Source organism: Pseudobutyrivibrio sp. MD2005, assembly GCF_000621865.1.
Taxonomy (GTDB): domain Bacteria; phylum Bacillota; class Clostridia; order Lachnospirales; family Lachnospiraceae; genus Pseudobutyrivibrio.
In genome coordinates this window covers 48,440-71,477 of sequence record NZ_JHXE01000014.1, presented here as the reverse complement: position 1 = coordinate 71,477, position 23,038 = coordinate 48,440, and the positions used below count along the sequence as shown (strand labels likewise).

Genomic DNA, 23,038 nt, shown 5'->3' with positions numbered 1-23,038 from the left:
CATGGAGAATAAGTTTTTTATTGATAGTGACGAGCTGACAGCCACAGCTCTTGAAAAAAAGCATAGACTTGAGACAGATCCAAGCTGCCGAATCGATCATATGAAATACTTACCAGGGATGGACGTGATAGAGTCTGATGTATGCAAGAATGTCATGTCTGAAATGGAATCTTTTGACTACAGTAAATATACAGCTGCAGATGTGCGAAGAGCCCTCGCAAAAAGTAAGTGTGATATAGAAGATTTCAAGGCTTTGCTATCACCAGCGGCGGAGCCATTCTTGGAGCAAATGGCAGCAAAAGCAAAGCTTGAAACAAGTAAGCACTTCGGAAATACGGTATATCTATTTACACCTTTATATATAGCAAATTACTGCGAAAACTACTGCGTTTACTGTGGCTTTAATTGCTACAACAAAATCAATCGCCTGAAGCTTTCTATGGAGCAGATAGAGCACGAAATGAAGATAATTGCTGACAGTGGAATGGAAGAAATTCTGATTCTTACAGGTGAAAGTCCTAGCAAATCTGATGTGAAGTACATTGGCGAAGCCTGCAAGATTGCGCGTAAGTATTTCAGGATGGTTGGCATAGAAATCTATCCTGTAAACGTAAAGGATTACAAATATCTTCATGAGTGTGGAGTTGATTATGTCACAGTATTTCAGGAGACATACGATACTGATAAGTATGAGACACTTCACCTCATGGGAAATAAGAGGATTTGGCCATACAGATTTGATGCACAGGAGCGAGCACTGATGGGGGGAATGAGGGGTGTAGCTTTTTCAGCGCTTTTAGGTTTATCCGATTTTAGAAAGGATGCCCTTGCATCAGCCCTTCATGTGTACTTTCTGCAGAGAAAATATCCTTATGCAGAAATGTCACTATCATGCCCAAGATTAAGACCAATCATAAATAATGATACCATCAACCCACTTGACGTTGGGGAAAAGCAGCTTTGCCAGATACTTTGTGCTTACAGGATTTTCCTTCCATTTGTGGGCATAACAGTATCATCTAGAGAGACTGCTGAATTTAGAAATGGAATAGTTAAGATTGCGGCAACAAAGGTGTCAGCAGGTGTTTCAACTGGAATTGGTGACCACGAGGAAAAGTACGCAGGAAAAGAAGTGGATGAAGATGCCGGAGATGAGCAGTTTGAAATATCAGATGGCAGAAGCTTAATTAAAATGTATAACGATATTTCAGATGAAGGCTTACAGCCAGTATTTAACGATTATATATATGTTTAGAGGAGAAAGATAATGAGAGAATATACAACACAGATGGATGCGGCTCGCAAGGGGATAATCACTTCAGAAATGATGCAGGTGGCACTCAAGGAGTACCGTACTTCTGAGGAAATCAGGGAGCTGGTTGCGAAAGGTCAGGTGGTAATACCTGCAAATATTAATCATAAATGCATCAATCCTGAGGGTGTAGGAAGTATGCTTCGCACAAAGATAAATGTAAATCTTGGTGTTAGTCGCGACTGTAAAGATTATGATATTGAGATGGAAAAGGTGATGGCAGCTGTTGATATGGGGGCAGAGGCTATCATGGATTTGTCCAGCCACGGCAACACTCAGCCTTTCAGACAAAAGCTTACATCAGAATGTCCAGCAATGATTGGAACAGTGCCTATCTACGACAGCGTAATCCATTATCAGCGTGATCTTGCAACTCTTACAGCAAAGGATTTTATCGATGTGGTAAGGCTTCATGCAGAGGATGGCGTGGATTTTGTCACACTTCATTGCGGAATCACCAGAAAGACAATCGAGCAGATTAAGAAGCATAAGCGTAAAATGAACATCGTGTCTCGTGGAGGTTCGCTTGTGTTTGCATGGATGTGTATGACAGGGGAAGAAAACCCATTTTATGAATACTATGATGAGATTCTTGATATCTGCCGTGAGTATGATGTTACAATTTCACTTGGAGATGCCTGCCGTCCAGGATGTTTGGCTGATGCATCTGACGTGTGTCAGATAGAAGAACTGGTTCGTCTTGGAGAGCTTACAAAGCGAGCTTGGGAAAAGGACGTTCAGGTGATGGTGGAAGGCCCTGGACATATGCCAATGGATGAAATTGCAGCAAATATGAAGATTCAGCAGAAAATCTGCATGGGCGCACCATTTTATGTACTAGGACCGATTGTTACAGATATTGCACCGGGCTATGACCATATCACCTCTGCAATTGGCGGAGCTATCGCAGCTCAGTCTGGCGCAGCTTTCTTATGTTATGTTACACCAGCAGAGCACTTGGCTCTCCCAAATGTTGATGATGTAAAGCAGGGAATAATCGCATCGAAAATTGCAGCTCATGCAGCTGACATTGCAAAACATATTCCTCATGCTATGGATCAGGACAATGCCATGGCCGCTGCAAGACAGTGCTTTGATTGGGACAAGCAGTGGGAATGCTCGCTTGATCCTGAAACAGCCAAAGCAATCAGAGCAGACCGTTCGCCTGAATTTGATGATACATGCTCTATGTGTGGAAAATTCTGTGCAGTTCGAAGCATGAACAAGGCATTGGCAGGAGAGTACATTGATATTCTAGGATAGTGCATTTAAATAGCCCATGGCCTTTCGACCATGGGCTTATATTTTACATTGAATTTCTTGGGTTCCAAATCAACTGGTCCCAATGCTCAAGCTGCTCTTCAGTCATAAATCCATTTGAGGTACCCATGTAGCCAATTTTGTTAGCAGCAAAGAGTAATGCTTTATGGATCGCAACTTTTGAATCCTGTGTCTTTAAATAGTAGTGCAAGAAGCAGGCGAAAAGGGCATTGCCGGCGCCAGCTGTGTTTACAATCTGTCCTGAACGAACTGGATCATAGTGGGCGGTAAAATCCTTGTTCTTATCGTAAATTACCACACCATGTTCACCCTGACCTAACAGAATAATTTCAGGGTCATATTTTTCAGCCATTTCTTTTACAAAATCATAAGGATCTTCTTCAATAGAATTATCATTGAAATAAAGAATGTCTGCATTCTTTAAGAAATCCTCATTGTAAATTTCTTTCTCTCTTTTGAAGCTATGAATCTTAACAGCAAGCTTTTTCTTATAATCTATAGCTCTTTCTATGAAAGGTCTGCAGAAGTTAACATTTGAAAGAACCATCATATCGCATTCTGGAACCAAAGGATCAACCAATAGCATATTATATTTTGCATCGCGGATGTCCTTTAAATCTTCGAAGCACTGAGACTTTCTTCTGGCGTCATAAAGATGGACCTCCATAGGCGTTTCCTTGATAATAGGAAGAGCGTATTTGGTGGAAAGAGTTACCTCGCGATCAGGAGGATTAAAGATGCTTAAATCTTCTTTTTCACCAACGACAGTCATGAATTCAACATCATTACCGAGCCATTTTAGTGCAAGAGATTCATTGAAAGCATCACCTCCAGCCGAAACATAGATAGTATCTCTTTCTCCAGTATAAGGTACATACTTAATTGGAATTTCTTTTACTTTAACGATTGTTTCTAGCTGAGTAATTCCAGCAACGATAAATTTACTCATAATGTGCCTCTCCTTAAATATATGTTCGCACTTCATTACAATAATATACTATTATCGTTATATTATGCTGAATTTCCTAAAAAAAACACAAAATCTTTAATTTGTGTTAACAAATTAGCAATTATTGCACATTATTCAGTACTTGCACTTAAAGTTATAATCGTCAATAATTGAGATAAAGAGGGGAGTAATAGGAGGAAAAAATGCCAAATAAGCAAAATTATGGAGAGCAATATCTAAGAATTCTGTCAAAGCAATTTCCTAATGTAGCTACAACGGCTACAGAAATCATCAACCTACAATCAATCCTGAGCTTGCCAAAGGCTACGGAGCATTTCTTATCTGACATTCATGGTGAGGATGAGCAGTTTGCCCATGTCATCAAAAATGGCTCAGGCGCTGTAAAAAGAAAGATTGACGAAGAGTTTGGGAATATGCTTTCTGAAAAAGAGAAACGTGACTTAGCTACTCTTATATATTACCCAGAAGAAAGAATTAGAATGATAAAGGAATCTGCTTGGGGCAATTCCATGGACGATTGGTATGTGGTGATGATTAATCGTCTTATTCAGGTGTGCAAATCGGCAGCCAGCAAATATACTCGCTCCAAGGTGAGAAAATCTCTGCCTAAGGATTTTGCCTATGTCATTGAAGAATTAATTACTGGAAGAAGAGATCATGGAGATCAAGAGGCATATTTCAATGAAATCATTCATACAGTAATTCGTATAGGAAAAGCACCAGAGCTTATTGTTGCTTTGTCAAATACGATTAGCCGATTCGTTGTAGATCATCTTCATATTGTTGGAGATATCTATGACAGAGGTCCAAGACCACATAAATGCATGGACACTCTTATGAAACATCACAGCGTGGATATCCAGTGGGGCAATCACGATATTGTGTGGATGGGAGCAGCGTCAGGACAGCTTGCCTGTATAGCGACAGTGCTTAGATTCTCAGCAAGATATGGCAATCTGGACATTCTTGAAGATGGTTATGGAATCAATTTGCTTCCACTTTACAGATTTGCTGTTGAGGCATACAAAAATGACCCTTGCGACTGCTTTAAGCTTCATTATCGAGAAGGAGAGTATGATCTTTCAAATGCTGAATGTGATAGGAAAATGCATAAAGCAATGGCTATAATTCAGTTTAAAATTGAAGGCCAGCTAATAAAGCAGCATCCAGAACTTCATATGGAAGATAGACTATTGCTTGACAAGATGGATTTGGAAAAAGGTGTAGTTCGTATAAACGATAAGGAGTACAAGCTACTTGATACTAATTTCCCAACACTAAATCCAGAAGATCCATATGCACTATCTGCTGAGGAGGCAGAAGTAATGGAAAAGCTTCGAATCGGCTTTATCAATTGCGAAAAGCTGCAGGAGCATGTAAGCTTTTTATACAGAAAAGGAAGCTTATACAAGACATATAACAACAACCTGTTATTCCATGGCTGCGTACCACTTGACGATAATGGCCAGCTGAAAGAGGTGGAGTTATGCGGGAAGAAATACAAGGGCAAGGCACTTTATGATGCTCTTGAGCAACTGCTTCGCCAAGGCTATTATGCTATAGATCCAGTCGAGAAGGAACGAGGCATGAACATGCTTTGGTATACATGGTGCCACGCAAATTCGCCTGTGTTTGGCAAGGATAAAATGGCTACCTTTGAAAGGTATTTTGTGGAGGATAAAGAGACTCATGTCGAAAAAAAGAATCCATACTATACCTGGTATGATAAAGACGAAACAGTGACCATGATTTTAAAAGAGTTTGGGCTTGATTCTCCAGATAGCCGTATTGTTAATGGACATGTTCCTGTTGAGGCTAAAAAGGGTGAACTTCCAATCAAATGCGGTGGACGTCTCATTGTAATTGATGGTGGCTTTTCAAAAGCTTATCAGCCAAAGACTGGAATCGCTGGATACACTCTTACATATAATTCATATGGCTTCCTGCTTGCTGCACATGAGCCATTTGAATCTGTTGAAAAGGCAGTAGAGACAGGTAGTGATATTCATTCTGACACAGTTTTGGTGCAGCATGTGGAAAGACGTAAGACTGTTGCCGACACTGATATTGGGCAGGGCATAAAAGAAACAATTGCTCAGCTCGAAGAACTACTTGAAGCATACCGCACCGGTGTGCTGGTAGAAGCATAGTAGAGTTTTGAGATAGGAATCTTCGGATTCCTATCTTTTTTGTTGACAGAAAACAGTTAGACATAACTAACATGTAGTGGTAGAATATTCACGTTCGAAATTAAATAAAGGGGTGAGATTTTATGGCTAGAAAAGATTCAGAACATCAAAAGAAATCAATGAGCCTTTTATTTAGAGGGAAAGCAATATTCAAACCGCTAAATACAGGCAGGATTGATGAGCGTGTAGCGTGTGTAAGAGAGTGGGTTGCAAATATCTTCTTTTACACGAAAAATGGAACAACTATTATGATTGACGCTGGCTACAATTATGAGAAGCTGGAAGAGAAGATGAGGTGGCTGGATATTGACCCAGCAAATATCAGGCATATATTGGTTACTCATCAGGATACAGATCATGTCGGAGCGCTTGAAAATGATAGTGAGTTGTTGTTTAAGGATTCGACGGTCTATATTGGCGAGATTGAAAATAGATATCTAACTGGGGAAATTCGTAGAAAAGTATTTCGAGGCTTTTATAAGCTTCCGATGGTGAAGATGCCGAATGAGAAGAAGCTGTTGAAGGATGGAGAAGTCTTTTATATTGATGATATAAAAATAGAATGCATTTTGGTGCCTGGGCATACATGGGGGCATATGGTTTATTTGATTGATGATGAGTACCTGTTTACAGGTGATACAATCTGGTTTGGGGCCGATGGTGGATATAGCTTTATTAGTACCTTAGCTGAGGATAATAAGCTTTCGGTGGAGTCACTTCATAAGCTTGAGCAAAACATTAGAGGCAGAAATCATCATATTTCAGTGATTACTGGCCATACAGGATGGACGGATAATCTTGATTTTGTTTTCGCCCATATTGATGAGATATGTAAGCCTTTTTCAAAAAAGTATTCGGATCCTGATGCGCCTTATGATGGATATGATGAGGAAGATGATACAGAAGATAAGGCTAGAAGCGTATTACTTTCAAAGAAAAGGTAATGAAAAACATTAATTCCTGCTTGGAATTAATGGTGGGCATGATTGGAATTGTTAATTGAAATCGCTGTATATAAAATGCTATCTAAGGGTGAATGGTTATAAATTCTGAAAGGAAGGTATAAGTATTCAATGAAGAAAAGATTATTTAAGATGGCAATGGCTGGTATGATGAGCTTTTCTCTAGTTGCTTGTGGGCAAGCGACCTCAAGCTCTAATGATTCAACTACGACTTCGGCTGAATCATCAGTTGATAGCTCAGAGATTGTTACCAATCTTGCTCAAATTGATAACACGAAGTGGCTCTACAATGAGGATGATAATGTTTATTATCAGATAGGAATTCAGTATTGTGAGAATCCTGCTGATTTAAACTATGAGACATTAGCTGTATATGTTCCAGGCGAATATATGAATGCTACTGATAATGGTGATGGTACATATACTTGTGAGATTAATTACGACAATACAGCTGGAAGTAGCAATTACACAGCAGCTACAGCTCCTATAGCACTTCCAGTAAATACTCCAGGCTATGCAGCAATGGATGCACCTACGGAGTATGATTCTAATTTTGGATATGGTTCAGTTTCAGATTACACTAGTGAGGGATTTATCCTTGTAGTTGCAGGCTGTCGTGGTCGTGATGCAGGCGCACCTGCTGGTGTGACAGATTTAAAAGCTGCAATCAGATATATTCGCTACAATGATGGAAACATTGCAGGCAATATGGAACGTGTATTTACACTTGGCATGTCTGGTGGTGGCGCCCAGTCAGCACTTCTTGGCATTACAGGTGATTCAGCTTTGTATGACCCATATCTTGAAGAAATCGGAGCAGTAATGGGTGTTTCTGATGCAGTAATGGGTTCGCAGTCATGGTGTCCAATTACAAATTTAGATAGTGCAGATGCTGCATATGAGTGGAATATGGGCAACACTCGTACAGATTTAACAGATGAAGAACAGGAAATATCTGATTCTCTCACAGCCTACTATGCAGACTATATTAATGCACTTGGGCTTACTGATGAAGATGGAAATGTTCTTACATTGGAAGAATCAGAGGATGGAAGATATCAGGCTGGCACATATTATGAATATATTAAGGATGTAATAGAAACATCTTTGAATAATTTCCTTGAGGATACAGAATTCCCTTACGATGCTGATGCATCATCACAAGGTGGCGGCATGGGCGGCCCAGGTGGTGACAGGGGTGATTTTGATCCAGAAAATGCTCCGGAAGGTATGGAAGGATTTGGAGGACCAGACAAAGACACCGAATCTACTGATGCTAGTGAAGAGACAGACTATACAGCAATTGATGATATTTCTCGTACAGAGACCACTTCAGGAATTACAATAAGTGGTACTTATGAGACGGTACAGGATTACATTGACGCTTTAAATGCAAATGGAACTTGGGTAACCTATGATGAGGAGACAAATACTGCGACTATAACAAGCGTTTCTGATTTTGCAGCAGCAGTTAAAAATGTGTCTAAAGAGCTTGGTGCTTTTGACCAATTAGATGGTGGACAAGGCGAGAATACACTCTTTGGCTATGGCGATGGAGAAGGGGCACACTTTGATTCAGCCCTTGCAGACATACTTGAAGAGATTGGTTCTGACTATGCAGAAGATTATGCCGAGGATTTAACTAAGACAGATTCGGTTGGAAATACTGTAGATGTTCGTTTGAATATGTATAGTCCAATGTACTATTTACTCTCTAGTTCAGAAGGATATCAAAGTTCTTCAGTTGCTCAGTATTTCAGAATTAACACAGGATTATGGCAGAGTGACACAGCTGTCAATACAGAGGCTAATCTGGCTCTTGCTCTTGAAAATTACTCTGAGGATATTGATGTAGATTTCACAACAGTTTGGGGAATGCAACATACAACAGCAGAAAGAACAGGAGATTCAACTGCTAACTTTATTGAATGGGTAAATGAATGCTTGGCAGAACAATAGAATAGATATAGTTTAGGCGGCCATATGGCCGCCTTTATCTATTTAAAATTAAACTAATTTGATGTACAGAAATTCAAAAACTGTTTAGCTGCTTTTGAGAGCGGCTCATTGCTGTTATAGCAGATAGAGATTTGCGTTTTTATTTCAGGAGAGACAGGAATCAGTGTCCATGGTGCATCTTGAGTCATGGAAGCTGGTGCATTTTGAGGCTTTTGTAAGTGTCTATCCATGAGAAGCGCGATACAGTTTTGATTTGAAACCATATCGATAATTGAATCGATGCGGTGGCTTGTAAAGATTACATTTGGGATAAAGCCGGCGCGTCTGCAGGCATCTGTGCTGATTTCATACATTAGTGAGCCTTCTTTTATTAGGCAGAATTTTTCGTCTTTCAGCTGCAGCAAAGTTAATTCTTTCTCTTTTGCAAGAGGGTGGGCTTTAGGTAATAAGATTGCTAAATGATCCTGAAGATAAGGTATTCGTACAATATTCTGATCCGATTCAGTGGTGTTTCCCAAGTCATTGATTGTCTCTCGGGTAATGATTATTTCACAGCTTTTATTGGATAAGTATTCTTTTAAATTGATTGGATCGTCTTCTGTGATTCTGATAGAGGCATCAGGATATTTTTTCTGAAACTGTGCCAACAGATAGGTAATACCATATTGAGGCATAGATGGAATAGATCCGATTGAAAGTAAACCATTTTCAATATTTTGCAATCTCTTAATGGCGGTCAAACCTGCATATTCAGAACTGGAAATTGCTTTAGCGTAAGGCAAATAAGTCCGCCCATAGTTGGTCAATTCAACACGCCTGGTGGTGCGGGTAAAAAGTGCTACACCCAGCTCAGCTTCAAGTGATTTGATATGCTTGGAAAGAGTAGATTGATTCATAAATAGTCTTTCGGACGCTTCCCAAAAGTTTTTTGTTTCGGCTAAAACTACGAATTCATGTATGTATTCAGTATTCATATAAAAACCTCCATAAAACCTACATTTATACTATCACAAAACTAAGTCCAAGTGCGACTTAATAGTAATCAAAGTTGAATTGTAGCAGAAATTCCAGACATTTTATAATCTACAGAATGGAAGTTTTTTAGGAAGAAAAAAATAGAAAAGAGGATGAGAAAATGCCGATTGGTGTAATTGTAAATGTATTGTCTGTTGTGAGCGGAGGGGCAATTGGTGCTTTGGCAGGTAATAAGCTTTCAATGGATTTTAAAGAAAAACTTAATCTGATTCTAGGTTTGTGCTCTATGGGAATGGGCATAAGTACAATTGTGCTTATGCAAAACATGCCGGCTGTAATTTTTTCCGTAATAATTGGGACAGCTATAGGCCTGGTACTGCACTTGGGAGACAGAATTAATATGGTTGCTCAGGGAATGCAGAAGGTAATAAGCAAGCTGATGAAGGATGACAGAAGCACTGGGGCTCAGGAAGAATTCATTGCAACGCTGGTGACTTGCATAGTTTTATTTTGCGCTTCTGGTACAGGTATATATGGCTCCATTGTATCAGGTATGACAGGGGACCATAGTATTCTTATTGCAAAATCAATATTAGATATGTTTACAGGAGTGATTTTTGCTTGCACACTTGGGGCAGTAGTTTGCATAGTTGCTGTTCCACAGTTTGTAATATTTTTCTTGCTGTTTTTATTGGCAGGAATAATCTATCCTGCTACAAATGAAATAATGATAGCAGATTTTAAGGCTTGCGGCGGGTTCATCATGCTTGCTACAGGTTTTAGAATGATAAAAGTAAAGATGTTTCCGGTGGCAGATATGATTCCATCTATGATAATTGTTATGCCTATTAGTGCATTATGGGTTAGCATTCTCTAACGTGAAGTAGTATTATATAACAGGTATGAAAATTTACTTAATATATAATGCTAGGAGAAAAACTATGACTTACGAAGAGATGGGAAACATATCTGGAAAAACACTGATGTTGTTGCCGGGGACATGTTGTGATTGGCAGACTAATTTTGGAACAGTTATTGATGATTTGGCTGAAAAGTATCATTTGATTTGTGTAAATTATGATGGGTTTGATGGTGGGGATTCAATCTTTACAGATATGCTTTCTGTTACGGAAAAGATAGAGAGCTATATTACAGAAAATCATGGTGGAAGAATTGATGGTGCTATTGGTTCATCATTAGGCTCTAGTTTTGTAGGACAACTGGTTCAAAGACAGAAAGTGCATGTGGACCATGCAATCTTTGGAAGCCCTGACTTGGATCAGAGTGGGAAGCTGGCTGCGAAGCTACAGGCAGCACTTGTGGTGCCGCTTCTTACAAGTTTTACTAAAAATGAAAAGAAACAAAAAAGGACAAAAGAATTATTAAAAAAGTTCTTTCTAATGGATGATGAAAATGCCGAGCGCTTCATGAAATGCTTTTCAAAGTTCAGCCCGGAATCTATAAGGAATGAGTATTATACAGATCTTTTGACTCATCTAGAGGATGACATAAATGTGGAGAATACAACAGCGCATTTTATCTATGCCAATAAAATGGGTGAGAAGTATTTGAAGCGATATAAAAAGTATTTCCATAATCCGGATATTCGTGAGTTTGATATGCAGCATGAGCAGTGGTTGTTTGGCAGCAGGGAGTACGCAATTCCTGTACTAAACGCCATCGATGTTATTTTAGGTGTAAGTAAATAGTCTTGTAGCATATTGTCCATAGCTTTGATAAAATAATCTAAGATATTTTTTACCTGTATTGAGGATAATAAATGAAAGAATTAGTTAGATATCACATGGTTTTTAGCGGTCGTGTGCAAGGTGTTGGTTTTAGATATAAGGCGAATTATATCGCAGATCAATATCGCCTCACAGGATATGTGAGAAATGAATATGATGGCTCGGTTACTGTGGAAGTTCAGGGTTCGGAGCAGGAGATTTATATGTTTTTAAAATCACTTGCTTCAGATAGATTCATCGCAATTCATGACCTGAAAAAAGAAAAAATCCCAGTGGAAGATGATGAGCGAGGCTTTATAGTGAAGTATTGATAAAGCAATCGCTAGCAGATAATAGATAAGCAAGCTGCAGAAAGCTATAATGCGGCTTGGAACGATTATAGATAGGCTGGAATATTTAATAATATAGAGGAGTAATGTAGATGAAGGGGAGTGTAAAAATCATCTTTTTACTGGCAGCTTTAACACTTATGAGCTGCGGTGCAAAAAAGGATGATTTGGGGTCAGATGCATTGGTGGAGGAAGCTAATGTAGCTGAAGCTGAGGAAGAAAAATCGGAGGAGTCCCTTGTGTTTAGGGATGTTTTCGGAGAAGAATACGAAACAATAATAAACCCAGATGTGCCTGCTAACGAATATGATAGCAAGGCATTCTCTTTTGATGGGCAAAAAGTAAAGTTTGCTGATTCAGATTACATGCTTGGAGTGGACGTATCACATCATCAGGGAGACATAGATTGGAACAAGGTCAAGGAGGCTGGATTTGATTTCGCAATCTTGCGAATTGGCTATAGAGGCTATGGTCAGACTGGTTCTTTAAATGCCGACAAGATGTTTGAAACTTACTATACTCAGGCCAGGGAAGCGGGCTTGCAGGTGGGTGTTTACTTTTTTGCTCAGGCTATAAATGAAGATGAGGCAAAGGAAGAGGCTGAGTTTGTATTAAATATACTCGATGGAAGAGAGTTAGATTTACCTGTTGTTTATGATCCAGAGAGCATTTTAGATGATGAAGCAAGGACTGATAATGTAACAGGTGAACAGTTTACAAAAAACACCAAGGTGTTTTGCGAAAAAATATCTGAAAATGGCTATCAGCCTATGATATATGCAAACATGCTGTGGGAGGCATTTGAACTTGACTTGTCACAGCTTACAGAATATCCAGTTTGGTATGCGGATTATGAGCCAGTACCACAGACTCCTTATAATTTTCAGTGTTGGCAGTATTCTAACACCAGCACTGTTGATGGCATTGAAGGAGAAGTGGATTTGGATATATGGATATATACAAGTGATGGAAAAAATCACCATTAATTCATAACTTGAGTATATAATATGCTTGGATGGTGTGAATTGCCACAATGTGTCCGAATATTTTATATAAAGGATATAAAAGTATATTATGGCTGATAAAAAAACTTCTGATAGATTTAACAATTACAGGTTAATTATTCTTGATATTATCTTAGTTATTACCTTTTTTGCATGTATTTTTATAACTACAACTATGCTTGTTACTACACAGGATAGACAATATAGAGAAATTATTGATGATAGTGTTAACAAGATGGTTCACTATTTGAATGTCTCTAAAACTGAGGGTTGGGATGAGATTCTAAGTGAATATAGGATTCGATACAATCTAAACATTATCTTGAAGGACAAGAATGGTAATATCTGTTATTCATTTTATACTGACGATGTTCTCGAAGAAAATCAGCTGAATTATGAGAAAATACTTGAAGATAGCGAATATACGCTATATGTGACTGCAGATAAGACAAAGGCAAAAACATATTCTAATACAATGATAGTGGCAATCGACGTGTTGGTTGGTACTCTATTTCTGATTATTATTTTGATAGTAAATTCATTTATGCAGCACTTCAGAAGTCAAATTATCAGGCTTGCTACTATAGATGAAGTGACGGGACTATCCAATAGAAAGAATTTTTTAGGTCGCTATGATGCTTTGGTTAGTCAAGGGGCTGCAAGGCACGCTGTACTTTTCATGATTGATATAGATAAGTTCAAAACAATAAATGACACAAAAGGACATGTGGTAGGTGATTTAGCTCTAGCCATGGTGGGCAATCTTTTACAAGAATTAGATGGCAATGAATGTATTATAGGCAGATGGGGTGGAGACGAGTTTATTGGTATATATACTTCTGATGGTAGCAGGAAAAGCTATTGTGCTATTTACGATAGACTTAGGAAGCTTATTTGTGATACTGCAAAGGAGAAGCTTCTCGATGGCTTTAATATCACTCTTAGTATGGGTTCTTGCATTATAGGTGAAAATACTAATATCACATACAATATGGAGAGGGCTGACAAGGCGCTATATGTTTCCAAGGAAAATGGTAGAAATCAGCTTAACATTTATGAAGATATTTATTCGGAAGATTGTGAGAATGAGAGAAAGGATTCTAACGAAGGCGATTTTAGGCAGTTAGAAAAAGAAGATAAGACTATAAATATAGATGAATCAGACCTGCTTAAATACAAGTCGCATTCTAGAAAGACCAACAATAATGATAAGGTCTACACCACTAAGGGACAAGAAATATTAGATGCACTTGTGTTTGGAGTTAATCACATGCTGCCTTTTGCGATAGGTGGCGGAATACTTATTGCCGTTTCATTTTTGGTTGACGGAGCATCGGTTGATATTAACACACTTGATGTCAAGGAAATCTCTAGTTTTGGATCAATTACAGCTTTAGCTGAATCTTTCAAAAATATAGGTGATGCAACATTTGCCCTTTTATTGCCTATTTTCGCAGCTTTTATAGCATTTTATTTAGGTGGCTACGAAGCCTTTATGGCAGGATTTATGGGTGGATATGTTTCAGCTAATTCAACTGCTGGATTTTTAGGCGCATTCTTGGCAGGGCTTATTGCTGGATATGGAGTAAAAATGATGAAAAACCTGGTGAAGGAGATTTCGCCAGCTGTTAGAGCATATGCAACAATAATAGTATACCCTGTAGTTAGCTTAATACTTATGAATATTCTTATGTCTTACATTATTGAACCTGCATCAAGTCAGATTAATCATGCATTTTTTGCCCTGCTTGAAGAGGTAGAGACTAGAGGTCATACTCAGCTTGGAGCAGTAATTGGAGCTATGATGGGTGTTGATATGGGTGGACCGTTTAATAAAGCGGCTTATAATTTTGCAATCAATTCTCTTGAGAATCAAAGCTATGATATTATGGCAGCTACTATGGTTGGTGGAATGGTCCCACCATGTGGAGTGGCATTGGCAACATTTCTTTTTAAAAGCAAATTTGATAGGACTGAAAGACGCCGCGGCGGAGTCACATTATTGATGGGACTATCTTTTATAACAGAGGCTGTTTTGCCGTATTTAATTTCAGATTTTCTAAAAGTAGTTCCAGCTTGCGCATTAGGAGCTGCTTTTGCTGGATTTTTGTCAGAGTTGTTCGGTTGCAAATTAATGGCAACCCACGGAGGCATATTTGTATTCTTTATAGTTGAAAAAGCTCCTCTTTACTTTGTTTCTCTTTTGGCAGGAAGTTTACTCACAGCTTTAATTTTAGGAATATTAAAACCAGCTAAGAATGAGCAGGAGGTAGATGAAGATGAGGAATAGACCAGCGAAAACAATAATGGTTATGCTGCTCATATTTGTCTGTTTGATTGGGGGATGTGGGGTTAAATCTAACAAAAAGCTATACAAGAGTGGTACACAGGAAGAATCGTCCAGCAAAGTTTTTGCTATTACATGTATGGACGAATCTAATCCTTATTTTGAAGCCATCATCAATGAGATGAAGTCAAGGATTGAAGAAAATGGAGATGAGCTTATTGTTTATGAAACTGGAAATGACATTTCTAAACAAGCAAGTGTCATTAAACAAATGATAGATGATGATGTAGACGGTATCTTTTTGAATCCTGTGGACTCTAATAAAATTGTTGATTCACTTGGAGAGGTTAGTGAAGAGGGAATCCCGATTGTTGGATTTGATGCAGAAATCGAGGACATGTCCTACTTGAACGCATATGTTGGATCTGATAATTACAATGCTGGCTTTGTGGTTGGAAAAGACTTATTGGAAAAATGTCGTGAAGGTGGGGATATTGTTATCTTAGATTCTATTAATGCACTATCTTCAACTGATAGAGTGAATGGATTTCTGGCTGCTATACAACCTGGGAAATTTAAGATATATGCTCAACATGATTGCGATGGAGAAAAAGAGAAAGCTAAAGAGCAAATGGAAATCATTTTATCACAGAATAGTGATATTGTTGCGGTCTTTGGAGAAAATGATCCTACAGCATTGGGCGCCTTGGCTGCGGTGGAGGAAGCAGGATTAACTGACATTATGGTGTATGGCGTTGATGGCTCGTTGGATATGAGAGAGAAGATTGCAGATAAATCATCTTTAGTTGAGGGTACAGGAGCCCAGTCACCAAAACGTATTGCTCAAAAAAGTGTAGAGGTCATGTATAAAATCCTAGATGGAGAAGAAGTTGAAGAATATAACAGCATAGAAACCTTTTTGATTTCAAAAGATAACATTGATTACTATGGAGTGACTGATTGGCTGTAGATATTAGACAATACTTCACATTTATTGTTAATAGGATAGGCGAGTGCTATAATTATTGGTATCAAAATATAATAGGAGGGGGATAATTATGTCTACAAGAATCTACGATTGCTTGAAGGCTATTGGGGAGAAAATCATTGAAAATAAGGATTTTCTCACTGATTTGGATCGAGAGATTGGTGATGCTGACCACGGCGTCAACATGGCTAGAGGCTTTCAGGCAGTCATCGAAAAGGTGGATCAGGATAATCCTGACATCGGAGCAGCCCTTAAGAAAACAGGCATGACACTGCTTTCGACAGTAGGTGGAGCATCAGGCCCACTTTACGGCACAGCATACATGGAGGCAGCAAAGGTGTTCGCTGGCAAAACTGAAGTCAATGGGGAAGACTTTGGTGCAGCTTTAGATGCTGCAATTGCTGGAATCCAAAAGCGTGGTAAGGCAGAAAAGGGCGAAAAAACAATGCTGGATTCGCTTATTCCTGCAAAGGATGCTTTTTCTGAGAAGCTTGCTGGGGGAGCAAGTCTAAAAGAAGCACTTGATGCAGCCTGCGTAGCCGCTAACGAGGGTATTGAATTTACCAAAACTATCGCTGCTACTAAGGGCCGTGCAAGCTATTTGGGAGATAGAAGCATCGGCCATCAGGATCCAGGGGCAACATCGCTTACCATGACACTGGAAACAATCAGAGATTTTCTGTAATAACTTCTGTCAAAACGAGGGGGAATAACTATGGTAGGGTTAGTATTGGTTTCCCATAGTGTGAAAATCACTGAGGGATTAAAGGATTTGACAGCGGAAATTGCACCTACACACAAGGGGATAATAAGTGCAGGTGGAATGGAAGATGGTGCTATCGGTACAGATGCAATTCGTATATCCGAAGCGATTCGTCAGGCAAATGATGGGGACGGCGTAGTAGTTTTAGCAGATATAGGAAGCGGAGTTATGAGTGCTGAAACAGCTATCGAGTTGCTAGAGGAAGAGGATATAAATGTAAAATTTGCAGATGCACCACTTGTAGAAGGTACTATCGCAGCGGCAGTCAGCGCAATGGTTGGCAGTGATATTGAAGCTGTCATTAAAGCAGCTGAGGATTGTCGAGGCGCCAAGAAAATACTTTAGGAGGAGGATTTTTATGAAAAAACTAATTAACGGAGTGGACAACATTGTCGACGAGATGCTGGACGGAATGGTAGCGGCATACCCACAGTATGTTAAGAGACTGGATGGTTTTGACGTATTAGTTAGAGCCGACGGTTCTGAAGGAAAGGTTGCTTTGGTATCTGGTGGTGGAAGCGGCCACGAGCCTGCACATGGGGGATATGTAGGCAAAGGTATGCTTGATGGAGCAATCGCTGGTGCAGTGTTCACATCACCAACTCCAGACCAGGTTTATGAAGCAATCAAGGCTGCTGATGGCGGCAAAGGCGTTCTTCTTGTAATCAAGAATTACACTGGAGATGTTATGAACTTTGAGATGGCTGCAGATATGGCCAGGGACGAGGGAATCGAAGTAGAGCAGGTTATTACTGCTGATGATGTTGCTGTAGAAAACAGTACTTGGACAACAGGCCGTAGAGGAATCGCAGGAACAATTTTTGTTCATAAGATTGCCGGAGCATGTGCAGAGGCAGGTGGCTCACTTGCAGATGTAAAACGTGTGGCAGAAAAGGTAATAGAAAACGTTCGCTCAATGGGTATGGCAATTGATGCATGTACCGTTCCAGCAGCAGGCAAGCCTAGCTTTGATTTAGCTGAGGATGAGATTGAAATCGGTATCGGTATCCATGGTGAGCCAGGCGTTAATCGTGAGAAGATTAGCTCAGTTAATGATATCGCTGATAAGCTTTTGGATAAGATTTTTGCTGAGGGCATCTACGGCTCAGGGGATGAAGTTGCTGTAATGGTTAATGGCATGGGTGGCACACCTCTCATGGAGCTATTTGTAGCTAATAAACATATTAAGGAAGTGCTTGATGGCAAGGGAATCAAGGTTGCAAAGACACTTGTAGGCAACTATATGACATCCCTTGATATGGAAGGATTTTCTATCACGCTTCTCAAAGTTGATGATGAGCTAAAGAAACTTCTTGCAGCACCTGCTGATACACCTGCATTTGTACAGGTTTAATATTAAAAACTTAAGGCATCTGCGGTGGAAATCCACCATCAGGTTGGACTTGTATTGGAGCCTCTGGTTGCAGAGGCTCCTTATTTTGCCAATGAGTGACAGGTTCTTTAGGTTCTTCTATTCTGAAATTACCATCTGTAATTTGTCCACCATTATTTTCAATATCATCTTTTTCGATTGTCGAGCCATATACGTTTTCATAGCTCATGGTTGTGGCTGTACAGCTTGGGAGCTGTGAGGCTAACTCAGATCTAGTATGGTCATCTGACATATCAGCATCAGTCAAATTAAAATACGTATATACGGATGAGCCGTAGCTTTCTGAAATGGAATCATCCCAGGTTAAATCTACGTTGTAAAAATCACCATCGATAGAAACTATATTCCAGGCATGATCGCCACCAGAAGCTGTACCAGTGAGATAGTAGCAAGTTAAGCCGGACTGTTGGCAAATTAGCTGAAAAGCTCTGGCATAGCCCGCACAAACAGTAGACCCGCTAACGAGAGCAGAGTAAGCGCTCTGATTTAACGAGGCATTAGAATCGTAGGTAGTTAGTTCACAAATGGCATCATGTATATACAATTCTTTTTCAATATCCGAAGAATAGCTGCTAGCTGCGGCTGCGATAGTATCAACCACATTATTAAAATTGGATTTTGCCTCCTCAAGCTGACTCTGTGAAACACCAAAGCTTAGTTGCACTTGAACTACTTTGTTAGATTTATCATAACCATATTTGTAAGATGTATTTAACCAGAATAGTTCTGGATGGTCGTTGAAAACTGAGTTCATAGTGTCACTTAGCTCAGACTCAGTGAGGCTATTAACTATGGTGAAAGTTTCGGTGTTGTATTCAAGTGCATTTGCGTATATTTGATTGTATACCGCCTGTTGGTCGCTTGATAAAAGAGCACGATATGGGTATATTTCGGTGTCGAAGGTATAGTCTTCACCTGTGTTTACAGGTGAGGATAAGCTGCTAGATTCCTGTGGTGCGCCGGTACCTTCCATAGGTCCACCGGTAAGCTTGTGCCTGTCGCTGGTTTGGGTTTTATCGATTTCAGTTTTTGGATTTGCGATTAGCCCTTTTGCGGCACTGATTGATTCATTGACGTATGAAATAGTGTCATTTACATCAATGCCAATAGCAGGCAGTGCAAATAGAATTATTCCCTCAACTGCCATCACTATCGCAAATGAAATTATGATTCCCTTTAAGAATGCTTGAAGCCTATGCTTTCTTTTCATATACACCTCACACTGATTACATTTGATAAGGTCATTATATGGTGCCCTTTAACTGATTTCATCAGTTTGGAGTTAGGATTCAGACAACCTTCACTAAAGATTCAGATTTGGGATGGAATAAATTAGTTTTATATAATATAATAGTTGTGTACAATTATATAAGATGCAATTACTATAGAAAGAGAGGTAAAGTTTGATGATAAAAATATATGGAATGCATACATGTCCTTATTGTGATTTTTTACAACCACAGATAGCTGGCAAGAATGAATATAAATATATAGATATTGGAGAACATGTTCAGAATATGCATGAATTCATGGATTTAAGAGATAACCGCTCAGAGTTTGATCATTCAAAAGAGATAGGAGATATCGGCATCCCTTGTTTTGTATTTGAAGATGGAAGAATTAGCCTAGACCCTGCAGACGCAGGCTTAGTAGAATATGATGGCAGTGCATCTTGTTCTATTGAAGATCATAAAAATGGTAAAGTGGGTTGTTAATGTTGCCGTAATAAAGCCGATATATTTTATGTAGGTTAAAAGGATTTTAAAGGTATCAATGGATTGAGTTTCCATTGATACCTTTTTGCGTTGAAGGGATGTGTTATATTAGTGGATAAAATTCTTGTGAACTCGGGGATTAAGCTTGAGTCTATACAGTTTGGTGTTACAAATGATAAGGGTAAAGATTTGTCACGTGTGGGAGCTGATATTGCAGAAACTATCAGGCTGAAGACTCAGGAATCTGAGAAAGACAAAGGCGAAAATGACGAAAAGATGATGACAAAGATTATGGCCAAAATTAAAAGAGGAAAGAAGCTGTCATCAAAGGAGACTACCTATTTAAAGGAGCACAATCCAGAGCTATATTTACAGTATCTAAGAATTAGAAGAATGGCTGATGCATTGGAAAGTCAATTGAAGTCCGCATCGTCAAAAGAAGAAGTAAATGATATTATCATGTTTTCCATGGGAAGCATTTCCGACAAGGATCCATACAAAGAGTTTATTATTGCCGCATTAAATGAAGTAGTTAAAGAATTCAAAAACTCTGATGCATACAGCATGCTTCCTTCAGAATCTGAGGAAGCATGTGATGAGAAAAAGGCATCCAAGGATAATAAGCAGGAAGGCGATTCGGTGGAAGCTGGTGAAGAAGACGATTTTGATCCTATGAGCTGGTCACCACTGCAGGAGATAGTGGATTCTATGCCCACATTTGATTCGCCTGCATAGTGTAAATTGATTAAAATATGTTTGCTTATTATATATACTGAATGGAATTGTACCTTTTGTTTATCAGATATTAATAATACTAATCGCAGATGGTCAATTGGGTATTAGTCCTACATTTTTGGTATCAATTACGAAAGAGTGGTAAAAACCAGCTAGAATTACCACTGCAAAAAGCGCTAGTAATAAAAGAGTGGTAAAACCCAGCTAGAATTACCACTGCAAAATGCGATATCAACAAAAGAGTGGTAAAGTCCGGCTAGAATTACCACTGTAAAAGGTGATAGCAATAAATACAGTGGTAAAGCCTAGTGTAAAATGAATTGCATAAAAGTTAAATTATTTCATCACCTAGAGCAAGGCGTTTGTCTTGCTCTTTTATATGCCAAAAGTGAGGTCGCTCTGCGTATTTATCGTTAGGGAAATGCAGAGTAAAGAGAAGATTGCCTTGCGCATCTCTAAAGAACATGCCGTGGCCGCCATTTTCTGGGAAAAGTGGCTTGTCTAATAAGTTCCATGGGCCGCATACTTTGCCGGATTCAGAGATAGCCAAGCCGACTGCGTAGCCAAAATTACTCCAGCTGGAGATGATCATGTAAAGTGTTCCATCGCATCCTAAGATAAGGCTTGGACCATCGCTGAAATAGCAATCACCATCAATTCCAAACTCTTCCTTTGCAAAAGGGACGGGCTTTGCCCAGGCTGCATCCTTTGGAGAAAAGAGTATTTTAGGAGCAGAAATGGCTTTTTTTAAATCAGTAGATAATTCCTGAATACAAAAATCGCCATCTCCGTTTCCTGTTCCATCAATTGCATCCTCAAAGGAGTGAGAGAAGATGAGATATATTTTATTGTTATCGAAATAGAGTGTGCCATCTATGCATGTCCAGTTTTTAGGGCTTAGTCTTTCAGAATAGAGGAAGAAAGGTCCAGTAGGACTTGTAGATTTTAGTACATAAATGCCTTTTTTGAAATTATCTCCACCTAAAGTTGTAACTAAATAGTATTCGCCATTTACTTTATAACATTCTGGTGCCCAGTAATTTTGAGTTGCAAAGAAATCATTAGGTCTACTAAAGATTTCAATTGGTCCGTCAAATTCTTTTAAATCATCTGAAACATAGCAGTCGAAGCCGTAAGCTTCGCCCCAGCAGGTGTCACTTCTGGTTCCATAAAGATAGTATTTACCGTTATCGGTAAGTACATAAGGGTCTCTAATATTAATATCTTCTCGTTTCATTAATAAACCTCGCATTCGTTTAATTTACATGCTTGCTCCTAAAATTGGCAGGAGAATCATTATAGTAGTTGTGAAAAGCTTTGTAGAAAGTGCTTGTATCTGTATATCCAACTATTTCCATAACAGAAGAAATAGTGTTGCTGGGATTTGTTAGCAGCCTTGCAGCATTCTTCATCCGCAAATCTTTTATAATATCTGCATAGCTTTTTCCAGTGTTTTCCTTTAACAATCTTGATATATGCCTTGTGCTGTATCCAAAGAATCTTGCAAGCTCGGTTAATGAAAGAGTAGCGTAATTGCTTTGGATGTATTGAAGCATCAGTATTAGATTGTCGTCATTTTTGCCAGTAGATTCAGGGGATAGCACAATATCCTTTTCGTGTTCTCTAAGGAGATGAATCAAAAATGCAGTTAGAAGTGAATCTAACATTTTTCCCCTGTATCTGTAGTTATGTTTGACTTCATTAAACATAGCTTCAGAAATGTTATATAGTATCTTGTCGTCGCCGGTTCTAAAGGTGAGGCAGGAACTACCTGACATGTTGTGAAGCCCATGCATAAAAAAGTCTGAAAGAATATCTCTATCCTTTAAAATATCAAAGAAGGCACTTTCAAAGGTGCTAGTCCTCATTTGTATATTGATTACATTAACATCATCTGATAATGCGTAAAGAGCGTGGGAGTGGTTTGGAGCAATAATACATATGTCACCTTTTGCTAAGCTGTATTCCCTATTATTTAGAAAATTAATGCAGCTACCTTCTCTAACATAAACCATTTCAAAAAATGCATGCTTGTGAATTAATGGTGGAAGATATCTAGCGTGGGTGAGTAATGATACATTTTCCCCATATTCAAAGAAATCATCTTCGGATAAATCATTATCAAATGGCAACTTTAATAATGCCTTTAAATCAAGGCCTATATCCTTTGATACACGGTTAAATTCATCTTCATTTATATGATGCAAATGATAGATTTCGGGATGAGCTTCACAAATATTTTTTAAAGTTTGCTCTATTGGATTTAAAGGAATCATGATTCTATCTCCTAAAATTTATGACAAGTGTAATATTATATTTCAAATAATTATATATCAATAACTTGTAAAATATATGTCCGATTTTGCCAATAATTATGTCTCATATCATAAAAGAATAAAAAGAAATAAGCTGATATTCTTAGGCTAGA

At 38.8% G+C, this 23,038-nt stretch carries 21 protein-coding genes; 16 read left to right on the top strand and 5 right to left on the bottom strand.

The features are described 5' to 3' along the window. Position 1 precedes the first annotated feature (1 nt). Positions 2 to 1,255 carry a 2-iminoacetate synthase ThiH gene (thiH, locus tag T498_RS0106030; RefSeq protein ID WP_028235134.1) on the top strand — a complete coding sequence of 418 codons (1,254 nt, stop codon included), beginning with the start codon at positions 2 to 4 and terminating at the stop codon, positions 1,253 to 1,255. Positions 1,256 to 1,267: 12 nt separating this feature from the next. After that, positions 1,268 to 2,575 (top strand): phosphomethylpyrimidine synthase ThiC, encoded by a 1,308-nt coding sequence (gene thiC, locus T498_RS0106025; protein WP_028235133.1) that lies wholly within the window; start codon positions 1,268 to 1,270, stop codon positions 2,573 to 2,575. Between the two features lie 43 nt (positions 2,576 to 2,618). Here thiC and T498_RS0106020 read toward each other — a convergent pair whose 3' ends face one another. Then, positions 2,619 to 3,542 (bottom strand): carbohydrate kinase family protein, encoded by a 924-nt coding sequence (locus tag T498_RS0106020; protein WP_028235132.1) that lies wholly within the window; start codon positions 3,540 to 3,542, stop codon positions 2,619 to 2,621. Positions 3,543 to 3,745: 203 nt separating this feature from the next. Here T498_RS0106020 and T498_RS0106015 point away from each other — a divergent pair, with 203 nt between their 5' ends. The 3 genes from T498_RS0106015 to T498_RS0106005 all read left to right on the top strand — a co-directional run bounded on the left by T498_RS0106015 (position 3,746) and on the right by T498_RS0106005 (position 8,673). Beyond that, complete coding sequence (locus T498_RS0106015) at positions 3,746 to 5,713, top strand: fructose-bisphosphatase class III (RefSeq protein ID WP_028235131.1); 1,968 nt, start codon at positions 3,746 to 3,748, stop codon at positions 5,711 to 5,713. A 122-nt stretch (positions 5,714 to 5,835) separates the two neighbouring features. Continuing rightward, positions 5,836 to 6,696, top strand: a complete 861-nt coding sequence (locus T498_RS0106010; protein ID WP_028235130.1) for an MBL fold metallo-hydrolase — start codon at positions 5,836 to 5,838, stop codon at positions 6,694 to 6,696. Between the two features lie 129 nt (positions 6,697 to 6,825). After that, on the top strand, positions 6,826 to 8,673 hold the full coding sequence (locus T498_RS0106005) for a subtype A tannase (protein WP_028235129.1): 1,848 nt from the start codon (positions 6,826 to 6,828) through the stop codon (positions 8,671 to 8,673). Between the two features lie 53 nt (positions 8,674 to 8,726). Here the strand turns inward: T498_RS0106005 and T498_RS0106000 are convergent, their stop codons facing one another. Then, entirely contained in the window at positions 8,727 to 9,647 is a 921-nt protein-coding gene (locus tag T498_RS0106000; protein WP_028235128.1) for a LysR family transcriptional regulator, read from the bottom strand. A 161-nt stretch (positions 9,648 to 9,808) separates the two neighbouring features. On the opposite strand from T498_RS0106000, the gene T498_RS0105995 reads away from it, so the two are divergent. The 9 genes from T498_RS0105995 (at position 9,809) to dhaK (ending at position 18,121) form a co-directional block, all read left to right on the top strand. Next, positions 9,809 to 10,525: a DUF554 domain-containing protein gene (locus tag T498_RS0105995; RefSeq protein WP_028235127.1), complete on the top strand. Its 717-nt coding sequence runs from the start codon at positions 9,809 to 9,811 to the stop codon at positions 10,523 to 10,525. A gap of 64 nt (positions 10,526 to 10,589) precedes the next feature. Continuing rightward, a complete protein-coding gene (locus T498_RS0105990; protein WP_242839211.1) occupies positions 10,590 to 11,357 on the top strand; it encodes an alpha/beta fold hydrolase in 768 nt (255 codons plus the stop codon). 71 nt (positions 11,358 to 11,428) lie between these two features. Then, on the top strand, positions 11,429 to 11,707 hold the full coding sequence (locus T498_RS0105985; protein ID WP_028235125.1) for an acylphosphatase: 279 nt from the start codon (positions 11,429 to 11,431) through the stop codon (positions 11,705 to 11,707). A 110-nt stretch (positions 11,708 to 11,817) separates the two neighbouring features. After that, complete coding sequence (locus tag T498_RS0105980) at positions 11,818 to 12,711, top strand: glycoside hydrolase family 25 protein (RefSeq protein WP_242839210.1); 894 nt, start codon at positions 11,818 to 11,820, stop codon at positions 12,709 to 12,711. 88 nt (positions 12,712 to 12,799) lie between these two features. Beyond that, the gene (locus T498_RS16170) at positions 12,800 to 15,019 is read left to right on the top strand and encodes a fructose-specific PTS transporter subunit EIIC (protein ID WP_051524631.1); all 2,220 of its coding nucleotides are present in this window, start codon (positions 12,800 to 12,802) and stop codon (positions 15,017 to 15,019) included. Continuing rightward, positions 15,009 to 15,986: a substrate-binding domain-containing protein gene (locus T498_RS0105970; RefSeq protein WP_036977951.1), complete on the top strand. Its 978-nt coding sequence runs from the start codon at positions 15,009 to 15,011 to the stop codon at positions 15,984 to 15,986. The genes T498_RS16170 and T498_RS0105970 overlap by 11 nt, the downstream gene beginning before the upstream one ends. A gap of 88 nt (positions 15,987 to 16,074) precedes the next feature. After that, positions 16,075 to 16,689 (top strand): dihydroxyacetone kinase subunit DhaL, encoded by a 615-nt coding sequence (gene dhaL, locus T498_RS0105965; RefSeq protein WP_028235122.1) that lies wholly within the window; start codon positions 16,075 to 16,077, stop codon positions 16,687 to 16,689. 30 nt (positions 16,690 to 16,719) lie between these two features. Next, the gene (gene dhaM, locus T498_RS0105960) at positions 16,720 to 17,112 is read left to right on the top strand and encodes a dihydroxyacetone kinase phosphoryl donor subunit DhaM (protein ID WP_028235121.1); all 393 of its coding nucleotides are present in this window, start codon (positions 16,720 to 16,722) and stop codon (positions 17,110 to 17,112) included. A 13-nt stretch (positions 17,113 to 17,125) separates the two neighbouring features. Further along, positions 17,126 to 18,121 carry a dihydroxyacetone kinase subunit DhaK gene (gene dhaK, locus T498_RS0105955; protein ID WP_028235120.1) on the top strand — a complete coding sequence of 332 codons (996 nt, stop codon included), beginning with the start codon at positions 17,126 to 17,128 and terminating at the stop codon, positions 18,119 to 18,121. Between the two features lie 10 nt (positions 18,122 to 18,131). Here the strand turns inward: dhaK and T498_RS0105950 are convergent, their stop codons facing one another. Beyond that, entirely contained in the window at positions 18,132 to 19,370 is a 1,239-nt protein-coding gene (locus T498_RS0105950; RefSeq protein ID WP_028235119.1) for a transglutaminase domain-containing protein, read from the bottom strand. A 196-nt stretch (positions 19,371 to 19,566) separates the two neighbouring features. On the opposite strand from T498_RS0105950, the gene T498_RS0105945 reads away from it, so the two are divergent. Continuing rightward, positions 19,567 to 19,875: a hypothetical protein gene (locus tag T498_RS0105945; protein ID WP_028235118.1), complete on the top strand. Its 309-nt coding sequence runs from the start codon at positions 19,567 to 19,569 to the stop codon at positions 19,873 to 19,875. A gap of 111 nt (positions 19,876 to 19,986) precedes the next feature. Then, positions 19,987 to 20,610, top strand: a complete 624-nt coding sequence (locus T498_RS0105940; protein ID WP_028235117.1) for a hypothetical protein — start codon at positions 19,987 to 19,989, stop codon at positions 20,608 to 20,610. A 331-nt stretch (positions 20,611 to 20,941) separates the two neighbouring features. Here the strand turns inward: T498_RS0105940 and T498_RS0105935 are convergent, their stop codons facing one another. Continuing rightward, a complete protein-coding gene (locus T498_RS0105935; protein ID WP_028235116.1) occupies positions 20,942 to 21,847 on the bottom strand; it encodes a glycoside hydrolase family 43 protein in 906 nt (301 codons plus the stop codon). A 19-nt stretch (positions 21,848 to 21,866) separates the two neighbouring features. Further along, positions 21,867 to 22,886, bottom strand: coding sequence for an AraC family transcriptional regulator (locus T498_RS15075; protein ID WP_051524630.1), 1,020 nt, complete (start codon positions 22,884 to 22,886; stop codon positions 21,867 to 21,869). Positions 22,887 to 23,038 lie beyond the last annotated feature (152 nt).

What these genes read in the sequence shown, in the direction of transcription:
- T498_RS0105985 (WP_028235125.1), top strand. Translation starts at nt 11,429, where the DNA reads ATGAAAGAATTAGTTAGATATCACATGGTTTTTAGCGGTCGTGTGCAA.
- T498_RS0105945 (WP_028235118.1), top strand. Translation starts at nt 19,567, where the DNA reads ATGATAAAAATATATGGAATGCATACATGTCCTTATTGTGATTTTTTA.
- T498_RS0106000 (WP_028235128.1), bottom strand. Translation starts at nt 9,647, where the DNA reads ATGAATACTGAATACATACATGAATTCGTAGTTTTAGCCGAAACAAAA.
- dhaL (WP_028235122.1), top strand. Translation starts at nt 16,075, where the DNA reads ATGTCTACAAGAATCTACGATTGCTTGAAGGCTATTGGGGAGAAAATC.
- T498_RS0105935 (WP_028235116.1), bottom strand. Translation starts at nt 21,847, where the DNA reads ATGAAACGAGAAGATATTAATATTAGAGACCCTTATGTACTTACCGAT.
- T498_RS0105970 (WP_036977951.1), top strand. Translation starts at nt 15,009, where the DNA reads ATGAGGAATAGACCAGCGAAAACAATAATGGTTATGCTGCTCATATTT.
- T498_RS0106010 (WP_028235130.1), top strand. Translation starts at nt 5,836, where the DNA reads ATGGCTAGAAAAGATTCAGAACATCAAAAGAAATCAATGAGCCTTTTA.
- T498_RS16170 (WP_051524631.1), top strand. Translation starts at nt 12,800, where the DNA reads ATGGCTGATAAAAAAACTTCTGATAGATTTAACAATTACAGGTTAATT.
- thiC (WP_028235133.1), top strand. Translation starts at nt 1,268, where the DNA reads ATGAGAGAATATACAACACAGATGGATGCGGCTCGCAAGGGGATAATC.
- T498_RS0106020 (WP_028235132.1), bottom strand. Translation starts at nt 3,542, where the DNA reads ATGAGTAAATTTATCGTTGCTGGAATTACTCAGCTAGAAACAATCGTT.
- T498_RS0105980 (WP_242839210.1), top strand. Translation starts at nt 11,818, where the DNA reads ATGAAGGGGAGTGTAAAAATCATCTTTTTACTGGCAGCTTTAACACTT.
- dhaM (WP_028235121.1), top strand. Translation starts at nt 16,720, where the DNA reads ATGGTAGGGTTAGTATTGGTTTCCCATAGTGTGAAAATCACTGAGGGA.
- T498_RS0105995 (WP_028235127.1), top strand. Translation starts at nt 9,809, where the DNA reads ATGCCGATTGGTGTAATTGTAAATGTATTGTCTGTTGTGAGCGGAGGG.
- T498_RS15075 (WP_051524630.1), bottom strand. Translation starts at nt 22,886, where the DNA reads ATGATTCCTTTAAATCCAATAGAGCAAACTTTAAAAAATATTTGTGAA.
- thiH (WP_028235134.1), top strand. Translation starts at nt 2, where the DNA reads ATGGAGAATAAGTTTTTTATTGATAGTGACGAGCTGACAGCCACAGCT.
- dhaK (WP_028235120.1), top strand. Translation starts at nt 17,126, where the DNA reads ATGAAAAAACTAATTAACGGAGTGGACAACATTGTCGACGAGATGCTG.
- T498_RS0105950 (WP_028235119.1), bottom strand. Translation starts at nt 19,370, where the DNA reads ATGAAAAGAAAGCATAGGCTTCAAGCATTCTTAAAGGGAATCATAATT.
- T498_RS0105990 (WP_242839211.1), top strand. Translation starts at nt 10,590, where the DNA reads ATGACTTACGAAGAGATGGGAAACATATCTGGAAAAACACTGATGTTG.
- T498_RS0106015 (WP_028235131.1), top strand. Translation starts at nt 3,746, where the DNA reads ATGCCAAATAAGCAAAATTATGGAGAGCAATATCTAAGAATTCTGTCA.
- T498_RS0106005 (WP_028235129.1), top strand. Translation starts at nt 6,826, where the DNA reads ATGAAGAAAAGATTATTTAAGATGGCAATGGCTGGTATGATGAGCTTT.